Annotated in this window: 12 protein-coding genes, 2 tRNA genes and 2 pseudogenes; 9 read left to right on the plus strand and 7 right to left on the minus strand. The window is 49.4% G+C overall.

Translation table 11 applies throughout. The annotated features are described in order from the left end of the window. Both H6F88_RS23155 and H6F88_RS23160 read left to right on the plus strand, forming a co-directional pair. A pseudogene (locus H6F88_RS23155) lies at positions 1–96 on the plus strand (IS5/IS1182 family transposase); the annotation flags it as partial. 157 nt (positions 97–253) lie between these two features. Further along, positions 254–1,432, plus strand: a complete 1,179-nt coding sequence (locus tag H6F88_RS23160) for an IscS subfamily cysteine desulfurase (RefSeq protein WP_190645278.1) — start codon at positions 254–256, stop codon at positions 1,430–1,432. A 59-nt stretch (positions 1,433–1,491) separates the two neighbouring features. Here H6F88_RS23160 and H6F88_RS23165 read toward each other — a convergent pair whose 3' ends face one another. Together H6F88_RS23165 and H6F88_RS23170 are read right to left on the minus strand one after the other, a co-directional pair. Further along, positions 1,492–3,171, minus strand: coding sequence for an ABC transporter permease (locus H6F88_RS23165; protein ID WP_190645102.1), 1,680 nt, complete (start codon positions 3,169–3,171; stop codon positions 1,492–1,494). A gap of 104 nt (positions 3,172–3,275) precedes the next feature. Then, positions 3,276–4,226: an ABC transporter ATP-binding protein gene (locus tag H6F88_RS23170; RefSeq protein WP_190645103.1), complete on the minus strand. Its 951-nt coding sequence runs from the start codon at positions 4,224–4,226 to the stop codon at positions 3,276–3,278. Positions 4,227–4,568: 342 nt separating this feature from the next. Here H6F88_RS23170 and gatB point away from each other — a divergent pair, with 342 nt between their 5' ends. Beyond that, positions 4,569–6,053 carry an Asp-tRNA(Asn)/Glu-tRNA(Gln) amidotransferase subunit GatB gene (gene gatB / locus H6F88_RS23175; protein ID WP_190645104.1) on the plus strand — a complete coding sequence of 495 codons (1,485 nt, stop codon included), beginning with the start codon at positions 4,569–4,571 and terminating at the stop codon, positions 6,051–6,053. A 430-nt stretch (positions 6,054–6,483) separates the two neighbouring features. Next, positions 6,484–6,565 (plus strand) — tRNA-Leu (locus H6F88_RS23180). Between the two features lie 10 nt (positions 6,566–6,575). Here H6F88_RS23180 and lipB read toward each other — a convergent pair. Further along, a pseudogene (gene lipB / locus H6F88_RS23185) lies at positions 6,576–7,247 on the minus strand (lipoyl(octanoyl) transferase LipB); the annotation flags it as partial. A 159-nt stretch (positions 7,248–7,406) separates the two neighbouring features. Here lipB and raiA point away from each other — a divergent pair. After that, positions 7,407–8,054, plus strand: coding sequence for a ribosome-associated translation inhibitor RaiA (gene raiA / locus H6F88_RS23190; RefSeq protein ID WP_190645105.1), 648 nt, complete (start codon positions 7,407–7,409; stop codon positions 8,052–8,054). A 235-nt stretch (positions 8,055–8,289) separates the two neighbouring features. Here the strand turns inward: raiA and H6F88_RS23195 are convergent, their stop codons facing one another. Both H6F88_RS23195 and H6F88_RS23200 read right to left on the minus strand, forming a co-directional pair. After that, on the minus strand, positions 8,290–9,216 hold the full coding sequence (locus H6F88_RS23195) for a 2-hydroxyacid dehydrogenase (protein WP_190645106.1): 927 nt from the start codon (positions 9,214–9,216) through the stop codon (positions 8,290–8,292). Further along, positions 9,217–11,073, minus strand: a complete 1,857-nt coding sequence (locus H6F88_RS23200; RefSeq protein WP_190645107.1) for a M48 family metallopeptidase — start codon at positions 11,071–11,073, stop codon at positions 9,217–9,219. Positions 11,074–11,312: 239 nt separating this feature from the next. Here H6F88_RS23200 and H6F88_RS23205 point away from each other — a divergent pair, with 239 nt between their 5' ends. After that, positions 11,313–11,804: an NINE protein gene (locus H6F88_RS23205; protein ID WP_190645108.1), complete on the plus strand. Its 492-nt coding sequence runs from the start codon at positions 11,313–11,315 to the stop codon at positions 11,802–11,804. A gap of 97 nt (positions 11,805–11,901) precedes the next feature. Here H6F88_RS23205 and H6F88_RS23210 read toward each other — a convergent pair whose 3' ends face one another. Continuing rightward, positions 11,902–12,738: a DUF2996 domain-containing protein gene (locus H6F88_RS23210; protein WP_190645109.1), complete on the minus strand. Its 837-nt coding sequence runs from the start codon at positions 12,736–12,738 to the stop codon at positions 11,902–11,904. 235 nt (positions 12,739–12,973) lie between these two features. On the opposite strand from H6F88_RS23210, the gene H6F88_RS23215 reads away from it, so the two are divergent. Both H6F88_RS23215 and H6F88_RS23220 read left to right on the plus strand, forming a co-directional pair. Then, positions 12,974–13,058 (plus strand) — tRNA-Ser (locus H6F88_RS23215). A 230-nt stretch (positions 13,059–13,288) separates the two neighbouring features. Beyond that, on the plus strand, positions 13,289–14,161 hold the full coding sequence (locus H6F88_RS23220) for a phosphatidate cytidylyltransferase (protein WP_190645110.1): 873 nt from the start codon (positions 13,289–13,291) through the stop codon (positions 14,159–14,161). Positions 14,162–14,187: 26 nt separating this feature from the next. Here the strand turns inward: H6F88_RS23220 and H6F88_RS23225 are convergent, their stop codons facing one another. Next, a complete protein-coding gene (locus H6F88_RS23225; RefSeq protein WP_199333764.1) occupies positions 14,188–14,898 on the minus strand; it encodes a DUF2993 domain-containing protein in 711 nt (236 codons plus the stop codon). A gap of 501 nt (positions 14,899–15,399) precedes the next feature. Between H6F88_RS23225 and H6F88_RS23230 the strand changes: the two genes are divergently transcribed. Continuing rightward, on the plus strand, positions 15,400–16,647 hold the full coding sequence (locus tag H6F88_RS23230) for a DUF4912 domain-containing protein (RefSeq protein ID WP_190645112.1): 1,248 nt from the start codon (positions 15,400–15,402) through the stop codon (positions 16,645–16,647). Positions 16,648–16,806 lie beyond the last annotated feature (159 nt).

A 16,806-nucleotide genomic window follows, 5' to 3' on the forward strand; every position in this document is an offset into this window, starting at 1 on the left:
TTTGCAGGACGTTATCGCAACCGCAGAAAACGGTTTGGCTTGCGCTTGAACCTGATTGCTGGCTTACTCAACTATGAATTGGCACATGCCTCTTGATTCATGCAGGAAGTCTATTAGGCAACTGGTGTTTGTCATATCGAATTGCGATCCGGACAAATCGTCGATCGGACGTTTCGTGAAATACCCTGCTTGTCATCAATTGCCCTGAAATTTGTTTAGATCGGTATTAGATGACAAACCGATCGCAGGAATTATTGTGCAACGCCCCATCTACTTAGACTGTCACGCTACCACGCCGGTTGATCCACGAGTGCTAGAGGCAATGTTGCCTTACTTTACAGAGCATTTTGGTAACCCTGGTAGCACCACTCATCTGTATGGCTGGGCAGCAGAGGCAGCGGTTAAGCAGTCACGAGAAATTTTGGCTGAGGCGATCGCCACTACCCCCGAAGAAATCATCTTCACCAGCGGTGCAACAGAAGCCAACAACTTGGCAATCAAGGGCGTAGCAGAAGCTTACTTTTCGCAGGGACGGCACCTCATTACCGTACAGACTGAACACAGCGCGGTTCTAGACCCCTGTCGCTATTTGCAGTCACTTGGCTTTGAGGTGACGTTTCTACCTGTTCAGCCGGATGGTTTGGTTGACCTGAAAGAACTGGAGCAAGCTTTTCGACCGGACACCATTTTAGTGTCAGTAATGGCAGCAAATAACGAAATTGGAGTGTTGCAGCCTTTGGCAGAAATTGGGGCGATGTGCCGGAGTCGAGGCGTATTGTTTCATACGGATGCAGCTCAGGCGATCGCCAAAATTCCCCTCGACGTAGAGACAATGCAGATTGACCTGATGTCTCTGACTGCACACAAAGTCTACGGACCGAAGGGAATTGGGGCGCTATATGTGCGTCGCCGTCAACCGAGAGTGCAACTGGCAGCACAGCTGCACGGCGGTGGGCAAGAGCGAGGAATGCGATCGGGAACGCTGTACCCACCACAAATTGTCGGTTTTGCCAAAGCAGTAGAGTTGGCATTAGCAGAATTGGAGACAGAATCCCAACGGCAAATTCAACTGCGCGATCGCCTCTGGCAGCGCCTGAGTGAGCTTCCGGGCATTTACCTCAACGGACATCCCACCCAACGTTTACCCGGAAACCTAAATATCAGCGTCGCGGGTGTAGATGGACAAGCGCTGCTGTTGGGTTTGCAGTCCACCATTGCCGTCTCTTCAGGGTCTGCTTGCTCTGCCGTCAAGCTCGAACCTTCTCATGTGCTATCCGCGTTAGGACGCTCCGAGGAATTAGCCTTTGCCTCGATTCGATTTGGCATTGGTAGATTCAATACAGAAGCGGAAATTGAGCGAGCGGCAGAGGTGGCGATCGCCACCATCCAATCCCTACGCCAAACCTCAGCAAAAATATTGATTGAGCCATAAAAACTTGGGGGTCAGAGTGCAAGCCTCTAACCCCCAATCCAGTAGTTTTAGAATGTGGACTACTTGACTCCAGCCAGCAGCGGTTTGGACTCTGACGCACCTACCCGCTTCAGATTCTTGGCAAGCTGAGCATTGAGCAAGACGATCGCCCCCCACTGCCCCACAATCGCCAGTAGCGGCATAAAGGCAGGCGCACCTTGAGCCAGGCAAACCCAGTGCATAGGTGAGAACAACAGTAGGGCAGTTGCCGTACCTGAACCGAACTCGGCGTAGAGGATCACACCTGCAAGGAGGGGTAGTCCGATCGCCAGTGCAACTGCACTCATTGCATACCAACCACGCCGTTGATTTTTCATCATCAGGGTCAGTTGGGCGATCGATGCATAGATAGCAATCAGGTTCAGGCTGATGACCAACCCAAGCACAACCGTCCATTTCTCCACGCCCTCTGGGTGGAAGATGATCCAGGGCAGCAGAATTGCCGCCGTGATCAGCATGTTGATGGCGATCGCCACCACAGCCGGACTCTTTTCACCCCAGACCAGGTCTTGCCACATCGACGAACGTTGCCGAGTGGAACCTGTCGTGGTTTGTGCTGACCCGATTTGCAGGCTGCTTCGCTCAAAGTGACGATAACGTGCCCAATCTAGCAATGTTTGACGGTGAGCTGACAGCATGGCAATCAACACCAAAAACAGCACCAGATTGGCACTAGAAACTACGGCAACCTGAGCAATGAAAAACCCAGAATCATCGTAAGCATATTGCCCCCAATCGCGTACAAAGAATCCCAGCATCAACACCTGAAAGCTGATCATCAGCCCATAGCTTTGTCGCTTGCTCAGCAAGGTTGCCCCAGGGCTATGAAAACAGCGGTCTAGCGCTTGCCAAATCCAGTAACTTCCAATGCCCAGGGCAAACAGAGTAAACCCGTGCGAAAGGATCAAACTCTGCTCCAGCGGAATGTAAAACCACTGCACTGAGCTTGTTCCCGTGCTGCCAATAACATATTGAGAAAAGCCACTCCAGACGGTTAACACATTCCAGAGAAGGTAGTTTGGGATGAATAAAAAGGCGGTCAGAAATACGCCCAGAAAAGCCGTTCCAGTCGTAATCTGAATTCCACCAATTCCGCCTTGCAGTTTACCCATAAAGCCACCCAGCAGGGCAGCGCTATACAGGAAATAACAACCTGCAAACAGCATCAGGTAATAGCTCGCCGTAAAAACGGTCGGTACATCCGCTTGCATTCCCACAAATAGATGCAGTGGCACAATTGCGCCGACTGCCAGGTAAAGCAACACCGGAACTCCTAACAGTTTGCCTGTCAGCAGGCTACGGCTCCGCTGCGGACTGAGACGAATAAAATTCAGCGTTCCGCGCCGTTCTTCCTGGTCGAGGTCATTGATTAGCAGATAGACCCCAGCCAGCATTAACACCAGGATGATGCCCCAGTTTAAGGCGATGAAGATGTCTCTCCACCACATCATCCAATCAATTAAATAGTCCCCGCCTTGTTTGAGACATCCATAGCTGGCGGGGTCATACTCAGTGCAGTATTTGCTGTAAGTCCTACTGAGATTAGGAAGCTGATTGTTGAAAAAGTTGAGTAAAAGAAACTGAGCCATCAGCGACAGCCCGATCGCAATCAAAACATTGCGAGACTTGAGCCGACCCTTAAGTTCTCGAAATAGCTGAGGATTCCAGTCGCCGATTTGGTCTAGCAGATTAAGACGCATAGGTTAAGGATGAGAGATGAAGGATAAGGGATAGACACTTGAGCTGGTTGTTAAATCGTCGTTAAGTCATGGGTGAATGCAGAAAATTCTCGTCGCTTATGATGTCACGATGCTTGTTGATGCCCCAGCTTGAGGAAGATAGTTTCTAAATCTTCGCGAACACAGTGAAAGTCATTGATTGGAATGCCTGCGCCGACGAGCAATCGCAGCAACAGCGCAGATTCCTTTGGCTCTCCCGAAAATTGCACTCTGACGGTTTGGGTTCCAGGCAAAACTTCTACGTTCTCCACCTGGGGATGGCTTCTCAAGTTTTGCCGGAGTGCATCCAGCTTGCCGAGCGTTGAAATGAGAATTTGCTGACGGCTCAAGCGACGGTAGAGTTCTTGCAGGGGCGCACTTTCTACCAGATAGCCTAACTCCATAATCCCGATCGAGGTACAAAGTTCTGCCAGGTCGCTCAGCACGTGGGACGAAATCAAGATTGTCATCCCCGCCTCTTGCAGCACTTTGATGATTTCGCGAAACTGCATCCGGGCGATCGGGTCAAGCCCCGAAACTGGCTCATCCAGCAAGAGCAAAATCGGTTCGTGGATAATTGTGCGGGCCAGGCTAAGGCGCTGTTTCATGCCTCGTGACAGGGTTGCAATCAGGCTATTTCGCTTTGGTGCAAGCTGCACCAGGTTTAGCACTTCATGCAAACGACGATTGCGGTGGGGCTGCCGCAGCTTATACATTCGCGCAAAATAGTCTAGATAATCCCAAACGGTCAGGTCATCATAAAGCGGGAAGTCATCTGGCAGGTAACCAATCCGTTGCTTGATGTGAGCGTTGGTTTTATCGCGCAGGAGGCGATCGCCATTAATCAAAATCTCTCCTGTCGTTGGCTCCTCTGCCGTTGCCAACATCCGAATCAGAGTCGTTTTCCCTGCGCCATTCGGTCCGATTAGTCCATAAACTTCTCCAGCCTCAATTTCTAAATCGATGTCATTTACGGCAACCTGACGGTCAAACTGTTTGGTCAGCCCACGGGTACGAATTGCCAGTTCTTTCGCCATAAGATCACGGAATGTAAAGGGCAGGACAAGCGGTTAATCGATAGCCTAACTGTCCCTACAAGATCTGTCGGTAAATTTTCAGAAATTGAAACTAAGTTAGGGACTAGGGGCTAGGGTTGTGGGATGGACATCTTGCCCGTTCAAATCCAAGCAGGCAAGATGCCTGCTCCACAAGAAACTAGAGCTTCCAGGAATTTAGTTGCACATCGCATCATTTCTCCTTCCTTTTCAGTCACTTGCCTTCTCTTTCCCTAGCCCCTAGCCCCCAGTCCCTCTTTAGCCCCTCCCTCTTCCCCTTACGGGCTAAAATAGACCCAATCACTGCCTAGCTAAAAAGTAATCATGACAACTGCTGCTCCGGTTAAGACCCAATATGAAGCAGTTATTGGGTTAGAAACCCACTGTCAACTCAAAACTGACACGAAAATTTTCTGCAACTGTTCTACCGAATTTGGCACGCCTCCTAACACCAATGTTTGTCCGATTTGTATGGGAATGCCTGGGGTGCTGCCTGTGCTCAATCAAAGGGTGTTGGAATATGCCGTCAAAGCGGGTTTGGCGTTGAACTGCCAGATCGCGCCCTACAGCAAATTTGACCGAAAGCAGTACTTCTACCCTGATCTGCCCAAAAACTACCAAATTTCGCAGTATGACCTGCCGATTGCCGAACATGGTTGGTTAGAGGTTGATGTTGAAGATAAAGATGGCACTCTAGTTCGCAAGCGCATCGGCATCACGCGCCTGCACATGGAAGAAGACGCAGGCAAACTGGTGCATGGCGGCAGCGATCGCCTCTCTGGTTCTACCCATTCCCTCGTAGACTACAACCGCACGGGCGTACCGCTAGTCGAAATCGTCTCCGAGCCGGATATGCGCTCTGGGCAAGAGGCGGCTGAGTATGCTCAAGAACTGCGGCGAATTTTGCGCTACCTAGGTGTGAGCGATGGCAACATGCAGGAGGGCTCGTTGCGTTGCGACGTGAATATTTCTGTGCGTCCCGTGGGGCAGGAAGAATTTGGCACCAAGGTCGAAATCAAGAACATGAACTCGTTCAACGCGATTGAACGGGCGATCAACTACGAGATCGAGCGGCAAATCGAGGCGATCGAATCTGGCGAACGGATTTTGCAAGAAACGCGGCTGTGGGAAGAAGGCTCCCAACGCACGATCAGCATGAGGATTAAGGAAGGATCAAGCGACTACCGCTATTTCCCTGAGCCAGATTTAGGGCCGATTGAGGTGACCGCTGAGCAGTTGGAAGAATGGCGATCGCAACTTCCTGAATTGCCTGCCAAAAAACGGGAGCGCTATCAGAGCGAGTTAGGATTATCTGCCTATGATGCGCGAGTGCTGACGGATGATCGGGCGATCGCCGAATACTTTGAAGCTGCCACTGCTGCCAAAGCTAATCCCAAGCTCGCTGCTAATTGGATCATGGGCGACATCAGCGCCTACCTGAATGAAAAGCGGCTCAGCATTAGCGAAATTCCCCTCCAGCCCGAAACCTTGGCAGAACTGGTTGAACTGATCGAAAGCAACACAATCAGCAACAAAATTGGCAAAGACATTCTGCCTGAACTGTTGGTGAATGGCGGCTCCGCTAAGAAGCTGGTAGAAAGCAAAGGGCTAACCCAAATCTCTGACACAGGTGCCCTTGAAGCAGCCATTGATGCTGTGATCGCTGCCAATCCTGACGAACTGGCTAAATATCGGGGCGGTAAGACTAAGCTGCTGGGCTTCTTTGTCGGTCAGGTGATGAAACAAACGGGTGGAAGAGCTGATCCAAAGCTGACCAACCAGCTTCTCACCCAGAAATTAAACGGTTAGATTGTTCAAACTCAAGTAAACTCAAGATTTAGTGAAATTCCAGGGAAACTACCACCATCCCTGGAATTTTTTCGGCAAAATCTAAAATGAGGGGTCAAACCCCTCACCCCATGCAGGGGTTTTTCTGATCTTTACAAAACTTTTCCTGAAAAACTCGTTTTAGGGGGTGACACCCCCCACCCCTTTAGTGCCATAATACGCTAAGTAGATGCACCCTGATGGTAGGGAGAGTCGTTTTAACGGCTCTCCCTTTTTTAGTAGCTTTCCAAAGAAAGTAATTCTGCCCTCCCTGTCTTCCTAATCTAGATACTGCCCAGAATTCCAATCTGAGCATGGAAGTAAAGAAGTAAAACTGTTGCCATACCCAAATTCACCTTTTAGGTTCAGCAACGTTGGCTTTCTTTTGCTAAGATATCTAAGCTAGATTCATGCGGATGTGGCGGAATTGGTAGACGCGCTAGATTTAGGTTCTAGTTTCGCAAGAAGTGAAGGTTCAAGTCCTTTCATCCGCATTTCCTGAAACTGAACGTTGAATACCTCTGCAAAGGAGGTAGCAACCTGCTGGTGAACCTGATCGAGGTCAACAGTAGGAAGAAACTGTGCCAAGCTGCCAACGGGTTTATCGGCAATACCGCAGGGGACAATTTGATTAAACCCTTGCAAGTTTGGACACACATTCAGCGCAAAGCCGTGCATTGTAATCCAACGGCTTACTTTAATGCCGATCGCCCCAACCTTACATCCTTCCAACCATACTCCGGTCAACCCTGGCACTCGTTCACCCTGTAGACCATAAGCTGCCAGTACCCGAATCAACACTTCCTCTAGCTGGCGTAGATACCAGTGCAAGTCTTGCTGGTAGTAGCGCAGGTTCAAAACTGGATAGCCAACGATTTGACCGGGGCAATGGTAAGTCACTTCACCACCACGCTCGACCCGACAAACTTCTATATCTGATGTGTCTGGGTCAAACTTCAAAAAATCTAGAGTAGCGCCTTGACCCAGCGTGTAGACAGGCGGATGTTCTAGCAGTAGCAGTACGTCATCTAGGTCAGGTTGGTTACGTCGCTCTGCTACAAGCGATCGCTGCCATGACAAAGCCGTTGAGTAGGGTACAAGTCCCGGTTTGTAGAGCAAACACCGACGGGAACGAGTATCAGTTAATGAAGCGATCGCAAGTGTACCCAAGTCCATTTTTGAAATCAAGGGTGAATTGACACAAATTCAACTAAAAATGACGCTGATTCAATCAAGAATTATCAACGGATGCAAAACATTTTAAACGACACTGTTCTCCAGAATACAAAGTGCTAGGGTGAAAACATAACCTAAACACTTAGGGGAGGCGACTCCATGAAGCTTGTTATCCAGGGCAAAAACATCGAAATCACCGATTCGATTCATGAGTATGTACATCAGAAGATTGAAAAGGCAGTCAATCATTTTCAAAGTTTAACCACTGAAGTTGATGTGCATTTATCGGTAGCCCGCAACCCTCGGATAAACCCCAAACAAACCGCTGAAGTCACGATTTACGCAAACGGTACAGTCGTTCGAGCCGAAGAAAGCAGCGAAAACCTTTACGCCAGCATTGATCTGGTTGCAAACAAAATTGCTCGGCAACTGCGGAAATATAAGGAGAAACGGCAAGCAAAAGTTCACGCTCCCGTGAAGACAGCAGACGTAGTGAGCGAGCAACCTGTTGAAGCCGATTTAATCAAAGATCGCACTCCTGAGCTTCCGGGTGAAGTGGTTCGCACCAAATACTTTGCAATGCCTCCAATGACGCTTGATGAAGCGTTGGAGCAATTAGAACTGGTAGACCACGATTTTTACATGTTCCGCAACTTAGAAACAGGCGAGATTAATGTGATCTATGAGCGGAATCATGGAGGATATGGAGTAATTCAGCCGCGAAATAACAACGGTCATGTAAATGGCAAGTTTGCTCAAATCGCTCACGAAAAAAGGATTGAAACAGCAAATCACGCCCAGTCGTAGAGTATTGAAGTAAGGTTAGGACGTGTAATATCTCGTAGGGGCGTGGCATTCGGCAGCTATATTTGTGGTTTTCAACCCAATCTTTGCTCGAATGCTACGCCCTCTCAGAATTGCATCATCTTCGTCATTGCGTAGGTTGGGTGGAGCGAATGCGGAACCCAACACAATTTAGGCAAGCACAGTTGTTGGGTTCCGCTATGCTTCACCCAACCTACAAATTTAGAGTTAGGCGATATTAATTCACCACATTAATCGGCTTGCCTTCGATGCAAGCCTGAATATTTGCAATTAATTCTGCTCCCAATCTTGCTGCCATTTCTTCACTGTTGTAAGCAATGTGAGGCGTGGCAACAACATTACCGAGTCTGATGAGCTCTAGCATTTCTCTAGTTGGCAGTCCTGAAACTGGCTCATCTTCAAACACGTCGAGGGCAGCTCCAGCGATGCGCTTTTGATTCAAGATTTTAATTAATGCTTGCTGATCGACGATCGCCCCTCTAGCGGTGTTGATCAAATAGGCTGATGGCTTCAATAAATTGAGCCGCCTTTCGTCAATCAAATGTTTGGACTGTTCCGTTAACGGCAGATGCAGGCTGAGAATGTCAGAGGTTGCAATTAGCTGGTCGAGATCGCCTGAAGAAGTTTTGGAGGTGGCGTGCTCAACTTCCATGCCAAGGGCGATCGCCAGCTTTTCCACTTCTCGACCGCTGTTTCCATAGCCGATCAGCCCTAGTTTTTTGCCCCGCAACTCTACCCCACGAAATCGCTGCTGACTCCAGCTTCCTTCTCGCAAAAATAAATTTGCTTCCAGGATTCTACGCGTCACAGTAAAGATTAGCCCAATCGTATATTCTGCGACTGCTAGAGCATTGTGAGTTGGACAGTTGATGACTTTAATATTTGCTGCGCTCGCGGCTTGAAGATCAATCTGGTCATAGCCAACTGCTAAAACCACGATGTACTTTAAGTTGGGATTGCTCTTGATGATATTTTCGGTGATGTCAATCCAGCTCAGGGCAATCAATTCTGCACCGTCGATTCTTTGAATCACCTCTTCTTCGGTTGCAGGCATCTCTTCGTAGAAGGTGACTTCTCCTAAGCTTTTCAGTTTAGTTTTGTCGGTTTCTAATAAATCTGAAGGGTCGGGCAAGACAAATTTCATTTATTTAGCCTCATCGGGTGCTAGGAGCAGTTGTTCAACCCGTCGCTGCATTGCCTGATGCCGCTCCACGCCCTCATAGGTGTAGCGGTTGTAGCCGTTGAGTTCAATCTGCGTTTCGATATTTTCAATTCGTTCGTCGGCATCAGGGTGAGAAGAGAGCCAGACAAACGGCAGGCTTGCTTCTTCTGCTTCTTCCAGTGTGATCATCAGGTTGCGTAATCCGTCAGCCGCATAGCCCGAAGTCGCCAGGATGCGAGTGCCAAGGGCATCGGCTTGACGCTCCATGTCGCGGCTGTAGCTCAGTACTGCCAAGTTTGCGGCATAGCCGCCATAGGGAATGAATTGCAGCAGATTGGCGGTCAGGTTACCGCTGGTGACAAGCTGAAAGCCGTGTGAAAGAACGGCGTGAGACAGTTCATGAGCCAGCAAACCAGCTAGTTCTGCTTCAGAATTGGCTTCTAAAATGGCTCCAGCATTGACGAAAACTTTGCCACCAGGAAGCGCAAAAGCGTTTAGCGTTTCGTCTCGAACGACGTAAAATTCATACTCAAAGTCATCTCGACCGCTGACCTCTGCTAGCCGTTGTCCCAGTTCATTTACGTAAGCAACGATGGCTTCGTCTTCGACTAGCTCTAGCTGACGTGTGGCTTGATTAGCGATGCTTTCACCTACCGCAGACTCGCCGCGCAGCATCAAAACGGTTGTTTCAATTGCCGATAGAGGTCCAAATAGATTGCCGGTGAGAACGAAGCTGGCTGCCCCCGTGACGAAGTTGGCGATCGCATTTCCCCTCAACCGACTCCGTGTCCGATCCTGAAACTCTTCTAAATGCTGATTGGCTAATGTTTGAAACTCAGCTACGTCTGGACGATCGGGATTTAGCAGCGCAAATTGTCGGGCGGCGATCGACGCTTCCAGCCAACGCTCGTTTTCTGCCAGCGCTTCAACTCGTGCTTGAATCAACGCTGGCTCATTTGGATAAAGCGTTGTTGCTCGTTCCAGGACTGCCAGAGACTCTTCGGGCTTGTCTTGATCAGCTAAGACTTCGGCGTGGAGCAGATGACCGGGAATAAACTCGGGGTATTCCTCCACCAAAAGCTCTAGGGGAACCATCAATCGGGTGTATAGCTCTGCTTCTCGTCCGGCGTTAGCTTCTCGCCAATAGACCTGACCCGCAGGAGACAACAGCGCCGGATCGGAAATTGCAGCGGGGCGATCGCGCGCTGCCTCGGCGATAAACGGCTCTTTTGCTTTGCGATAAAGAAATTCTGCCTGTTCGTACTGCCCTTGCAGATAGAGTCGATCGGCTTCGATCAAAAGCTGTTGCCGATCTTCGTTAGCTAGAGTAGTTGCAGGTTCTGCCTCGGTGGGTGAATTCGGAGCATCAGTAGAGGAATCAGGGGCGATCGCATCCTCGTCTTCACCTGTAGGTGAAGGAGCTTCACCATTCTCTAAATCGGGCTTTGGCTCAGCCTCAACAGATTCAACTTCCTCTAGCTCTGGCTCCTCTAATTCAGGAACTTCTGCCTCTGAGTCGGTTGCTACGGCATCTTCGTTAGTTGGAATCTCAGGATTGCTTGCTGGGGATGGGCGATCGCTTATTCCCGACTCGCGCTCACTGATTACAGGTTGTTTTACAGGTTGTTCAACCGGATGAACTTCTACGACTTGAGCCTCAGTTGAAGGTAGCGCAGATTCGGCGATCGGTTCTAGCTCAATGGGATCGATGAGTTGCGTGACGGTCGCGCCGGCAGATTGGTGCTCAACCAGAAGCTTCTCAGGAAGGGCTGCCTGCACTGTAGGGCACAGCAGGGCTGCGCCACTACAGGCAATTAGAAAACTCCAGATTGGTTTCATCGCTCTCCAGCCCAGGTAGAATTTCCAGTAATTTCGCAAAGAATTTAGGACAGCTATAGCAATTCTAAATGAGTGGTGAGCACACCTCGGAGGGGTGTGCTCACCACCTGCTCGTCTTACAACTGATTTAGGACCGCTATATTCAGTTTGTAACTCTAAAGCAAGGAATTAGGCACAAAATATTGGGTTGTTTCTATCATTAAAACTGAAGGAACTGATAACCTATCTGGGCTGAAAGCATGAATGACAAGGGCACCAGTTATATGCTGTGGCTGATCTGGCTATTTGGACTAGCAGGAATCCATCGGCTCTATAACAAAAAGATCTTCACAGGCGTTCTGTGGATGTGTACGTGGGGTTTATTTGGCGTGGGGCAACTCGTGGATCTTTTTCTGATTCCCAATATGGTTGACGAGCACAACACCAAAGCCAGAATCAAGTTGGGTTTGTCGCCAATGGGGGTGCCTTACCAGCCAACAATTGAAACGTTGGTTCAATCGGCACCTGATTCCAAACCTTTGCTGTTGACCCAAGATCAGCTAATGCTCAAATTGCTGAAAGCGGCTGAGGCAAGAGGGGGCAAACTGTCGGTGACCCAAGCTGTACTAGATACCGAATGCAACTTTGCCGACGTGGAGAACACGCTGCGGGCAATGGCGAAAACTGGCTATGTGGCGATCGAAAACGACCCTACTACGGGAGTTGTGCTTTACGACTTTGTTGAACTTTAGATGGGTACGTGGGGCGATCGCCACTCCGATAAATACAGACCCCAACTTTCAATGGAGCTGGGGTCTTTACTTAATCCACCGGATCTAGTCCTAAGATTTAATTTCCGACTAGCCACTTCTGAGCGTTGAGTCGCTGCACTGTATACAGCACCAACAAGTCCAAATTAACTCTTCGCTCGTCAATCATAAAGGATTCTAGCGTACTGGCCTTGCCGCCATTATCGGAATAGGTAAATACCTTAGAACCCTGAATATCTTCCTTCAAAAAGCCAACATTGAACTGGCGCTTGCCACTCTGTAAGCGTCCAATTACCTGCCAGCACTCAGGATTTTCATCTAGCCCAGGAACGGGTATCTTCTGTTTCTCAAACTTCAGGTCTAGGTCTTGAACCCCTTGCTTGGTCAGATTCTCTTTTAGGGTCGGCAAAAAGTGCTGATTAATAAACTCAGCAAAAGGTTTGTCTTCTAAGGCAGGCGGCTTTTCTTTCTTTGCCTTAGCAGGTTTTGCGTCCCCATCTCCGTCTGCGGCTTTTTCTTTAGCTGCCTTTGCTGCTGCTGCTTTGGCTTTTCTCTCTTCAGGTGAGGGTTTATCCCCAGCCGCTTTAGCAGCAGGTTCACCGGCAGGTGTCTCTTTCGCATCCTCTGGGGTCGGCTTGCGCTCTGGACCAGTTGGGTCGTCGTCGGGCTTGTTTGCAGAAGGAAGCGAAGTTGCCTCTGGCTCATCTGAGCTGGGTGCGTTGTCTTCTGCCACTTCAGGAGTGTGAGCATTGCCCGCAGCAGGGTTTGCAACTTCTTCTCGCTGAGCCGTTTCAGACACCGCTGGCTTTTCGGCTGCGTCGGTCAAAGCTGCTTCAGACTTCCCATCGGCGGGAAGTTCAGTGGTTTTTGCTTCGGAATTGTTTTCTCCAGCGTTTGATTTAGCTTCTTCTGCCATTGTGAAGTGAGTCCTTACGTGAATCTCGACGGCTTAGCTTCTGAATGCCCTTATGCTGTCATCCGTTCTCATCTTAATGAATAGTGGCTTTGATGCTCAACTTGCTGCAGATGGAAATTCTGATAACAGCTATAGCGATCGCCATACTTGCCAAAACTACAGAATCGATTGTGACGAGAATACGATAGACCGGATAATATAGTTAAGGCTTGGACAACAAAATAACCATGCACCTGGAGAGGTGGCAGAGCGGTTGAATGCGGCAGACTCGAAATCTGTTTAAGGGAAACCTTACGGGGGTTCGAATCCCCCCCTCTCCGTTTAAGAGTTAGAAGTGAGAAATCGGTTAAGGATTGCCAAAAGCAGTTTAATCTAGGCTTAATAAGAAGGAATAATTTGCCTTGTAGAACTTGGATTCAGATGTGAGTTACAACACAAATCCGAGTTTTCTCAGGCTTAACTTGAATCTGTTTTGAATTTCTCTTCATCATGGTTGTTAGGTTAAGTCTTATCAGGCTAGACCTTAAACTGTCTTAATTAGAAAACCCTTATGCCGCTGTCTCGTGTCCTCAGTGCTATTGTTGCGATCGCCCTCGCTCTGGGGATGATTGTTTTGGGGGGATGGTACTTTACCCTCGGTTTTGGCATCATCATCTACCTGGGGCAGCTGGAATATTTTCAACTCGTCCGGGCTAAGGGGATCGCTCCAGCCGCAAAGACGACTTTGGCAGTCAGTCAGGCACTCTTGATTATTTCGACGTTCTATCCCACAACGCTGGCTGATGCGGTTTTGCCCGTTGCTGGAACTTTCATTTGTTTCTATCTACTGTTTCAGCCCAAGTTTGCCACGATCGCCGATATCTCTGCTTCAATTTTGGGATTGTTCTATGGCGGCTATTTGCCTAGCTACTGGGTTAGGTTGCGATCGCTAGGTAACGCTGAAGTCAGCAATTTACCTCTAGGTGGCTACTTTCCCACCTCACTCGAAAGCCTAAACGATCTTCCCATTGGGCTAACCACGACCCTGTTGGCCTTTGGCTGCATCTGGGCAGCAGACATCGGAGCCTATGTCTTTGGCAAGCTGTTTGGAAAAACTCGGCTTTCCGACATCAGCCCTAAAAAGACAGTTGAAGGAGCCGTGTTTGGGGTGGCGGGCAGTGTTGGTGTCGCGGTTGTAGGAGCATGGTATTTGGGTTGGACGGGATGGCCGCTCTCGGGCATGGCGCTCGGCTTACTGATTGGTATTGCCAGTTTGTTGGGCGACTTAACCGAATCGATGATGAAGCGAGATGCCGGTGTGAAGGACTCAGGTCAGTTGATCCCCGGTCATGGTGGCATTCTTGACCGAGCAGACAGCTATGTTTTTACGGCTCCACTGGTCTACTATTTCGTGACTTTGCTGCTGCCTCTGCTGCCCAATTGAGAATGAACTGTGGGGTAGATGTCTCGCTAAGGAATAACGTTGATTTTGCCCTGACAAAAAATTTGTCCCGACTCTAAAGTTAGCGTTTCAATATCCACTTCTGATCCCAGGTCAATTAGGAAGCCATGCAAATCGTTTAAGGGCAATCCTCGCTTTGCTTGCAAGTGAGGTAGCCATTGAGGATGAGTAAGCTGTAACTCGTGTCCGCTGACTTGCTCCAATCCGGTACGAATTACCAGAAGCGTTGTTTCACCGCTAACAGAAATTAAGTCTGCGCTTAACGTTAGCTGGTTTGCGCCAATTAAAATACTGAGATTTTGCAGATTCAGAGATTGCTCTTCGCCGCCCTCCGCTAAACCGGCCGCATCACTGGATCGCAGCAAATTCACCAAAAATTCGGTTACTGCATTTGCTAGGAGTGGAGCTTTCAAGGAGGCATTTAGCTCTGCTTCTCGCATCAACAGTTCCCCCCAAACGGGCACAACTTCCAGAAGCCGTAGCGGTTTTCCTTTGATGACTTGACCCAAATTGACTCGGATGCCTGTTCCCGTCAAATCAATGCAGCTAAGGTGCAACCCTTGATAAATTACGCCTTGAGCCGAAATTGAGACTTGAGGAATGTGCCCGGTGAGCAGTTGGCGATCGCCCCCCTCAATTTCAACCTCTAGCTGGTCTACCTGCTCGACTTGCGATCGCAACCACAAGCGCACCGCCGGGGACAAAACGCTACTAATCATGCGATGCCTAGGTGGAGCCGAGTTCTTACCTTGCTGTGCCTTCTCACTCAAAGATTCAGATGTTGATTGATGTGCTTTAGAGCAGCTTACAGCAGGGAATGGTTCTCTGCACAACTTCTGCATCAGCAGTGATCCCCTTGCTATTGGAGGAGCTTTACAGCAAAAGTCAATTTCTTATGACATTTTTTGATCCCGTCTACGAGCCCCCGTTTGAGTAAATGTTATGAAATTCTGACATTTTGATCCCGTGCAGGCTGATAAAACCGTGGATCAAGCCAGAATCAGGCGATCGCCCCCCCTTGATCTCCTGATTATTTTTCTGCAAGATAAACCTAACGGCTGATCCCCTGATCCCGAAGAAAATCCTGTCTTATCCTATTGAGACTTAAAGTCCTGACATCCGGTTGTCTATGAATTCATAAGGCTACGAGGTGGTTCACCGCCAGAACGGATAACTCAGGGTCAAATCAACCCGATATAGAAACTACCGGAGATCGAATCATGGCAAATGAACGCCTACCACTAGAGGAAATGACGCTAAGGCAACTTCGCAAGATTGCTAGCGAATATGGCATATCTCGCTACAGTCGAATGCGTAAAGAGCAGTTGTTGACCTCAATTCAAGAAGCGCAAAAAGCTAAATATCCCCCAAGTTCACCCCGCATTTTGGAGGCACAAGAAGAAGTGGAAGCAGCAAAGTTTGACGTAGGGCAGACCGATCGCACAGGTGGTTCGCTGGCAGTCGTAGATGAAGGACTTGCTGATCTTCCAGAGGGTTATGGCGAAAGCCGGATTGTGCTGATGCCTCGTGATCCCCAGTGGGCTTACACCTATTGGGATGTGCCCAGTAGCCACAAAGAGGAGCTACGTCGGCAGGGTGGATATCGGTTGGCATTACGCTTTTATGACGTAACCGATGTCAACCTGGACTACCAGAGACCCCACAGCCTGCAGCAGTACGAGTGTGATGAACTGGCACGGGAGTGGTATTTGCCCATCCCTGTAAGCGATCGCGACTACGTTGCTGAGATTGGCTACATTGCAGGTGACGGCCGTTGGCTCATTCTGGCTCGTTCTGCACCCGTGCGAATTCCTCCCGTTTATCCCTCCGACTGGATTGACGACCAGTTCATCAGCGTATCCTGGGAAGAGGAACTGCGCGGCAAACAATTCGTCGAGCTTGCTCCTCCCAGCAAGCAGGCAGCAACAGCAGCAGCAGCAGCAGCAGGGATAATGACTAATGGCAACGCAATTTACGATGAGATTTTTGGCATGGCTGAGTCTGCCGAAGCTCAACGAGTTGCCGGATCGCTATTTGGCTCAATGCAGCAGGTGCCTGAGCAGGCGATTAGCTCTTACGTCTTCCCGTCGGGTGTTGGCATGTGGGCTGTTCCGACTACATCAGGGTTGAATATGTCTGGCGTGGGTATGTCCGGTGTAGGCTTCTCTGCTTCGGCTCCTCCAATTCGCCCACGCCAGTTCTGGTTGGTTGCTGATGCGGAGCTTATCGTCTACGGTGCAACGGAGCCTGATGCAACCGTTACCATTGGTGGTCGCCCCATGAAGCTCAACCCCGATGGCACTTTCCGTTTCCAAATGTCTTTCCAGGATGGGCTGATTGACTACCCAATTATGGCAGTCGCTGCTGACGGTGAGCAGACCCGCTCAGTTCACATGAAGTTTACTCGTGAGACTCCAGAGCGCAACACGAACACCAAAGCGGAAGCCGTTCAGGAATGGCTGGTATAGGTTTATTTAGCCATATATGACAACAGAGGGTGGGAGGGATTACCTCTCACCCTTTGCTTTTTGTTTGGGCTCCTGCATTCATGCTCCTGCATGAATGCAGTTTTGGAACTGTGCAACGATTCACGCAGCAGACCATTTTGACCACTATGGTTGAGGCTA

The organism is Oculatella sp. FACHB-28 (genome assembly GCF_014696015.1).
In the GTDB taxonomy this organism is placed as follows: Bacteria; Cyanobacteriota; Cyanobacteriia; order Elainellales; family Elainellaceae; genus JAAUTN01.

Coding starts and splice junctions, on each gene's coding strand:
- H6F88_RS23230 (WP_190645112.1), top strand. CDS start 15,400: ATGGCAAATGAACGCCTACCACTAGAGGAAATGACGCTAAGGCAACTT.
- H6F88_RS23170 (WP_190645103.1), bottom strand. CDS start 4,226: ATGGCGAAAGAACTGGCAATTCGTACCCGTGGGCTGACCAAACAGTTT.
- H6F88_RS23225 (WP_199333764.1), bottom strand. CDS start 14,898: ATGATTAGTAGCGTTTTGTCCCCGGCGGTGCGCTTGTGGTTGCGATCG.
- H6F88_RS23195 (WP_190645106.1), bottom strand. CDS start 9,216: ATGAAATTTGTCTTGCCCGACCCTTCAGATTTATTAGAAACCGACAAA.
- H6F88_RS23220 (WP_190645110.1), top strand. CDS start 13,289: ATGCCGCTGTCTCGTGTCCTCAGTGCTATTGTTGCGATCGCCCTCGCT.
- raiA (WP_190645105.1), top strand. CDS start 7,407: ATGAAGCTTGTTATCCAGGGCAAAAACATCGAAATCACCGATTCGATT.
- H6F88_RS23165 (WP_190645102.1), bottom strand. CDS start 3,171: ATGCGTCTTAATCTGCTAGACCAAATCGGCGACTGGAATCCTCAGCTA.
- H6F88_RS23200 (WP_190645107.1), bottom strand. CDS start 11,073: ATGAAACCAATCTGGAGTTTTCTAATTGCCTGTAGTGGCGCAGCCCTG.
- gatB (WP_190645104.1), top strand. CDS start 4,569: ATGACAACTGCTGCTCCGGTTAAGACCCAATATGAAGCAGTTATTGGG.
- H6F88_RS23210 (WP_190645109.1), bottom strand. CDS start 12,738: ATGGCAGAAGAAGCTAAATCAAACGCTGGAGAAAACAATTCCGAAGCA.
- H6F88_RS23205 (WP_190645108.1), top strand. CDS start 11,313: ATGAATGACAAGGGCACCAGTTATATGCTGTGGCTGATCTGGCTATTT.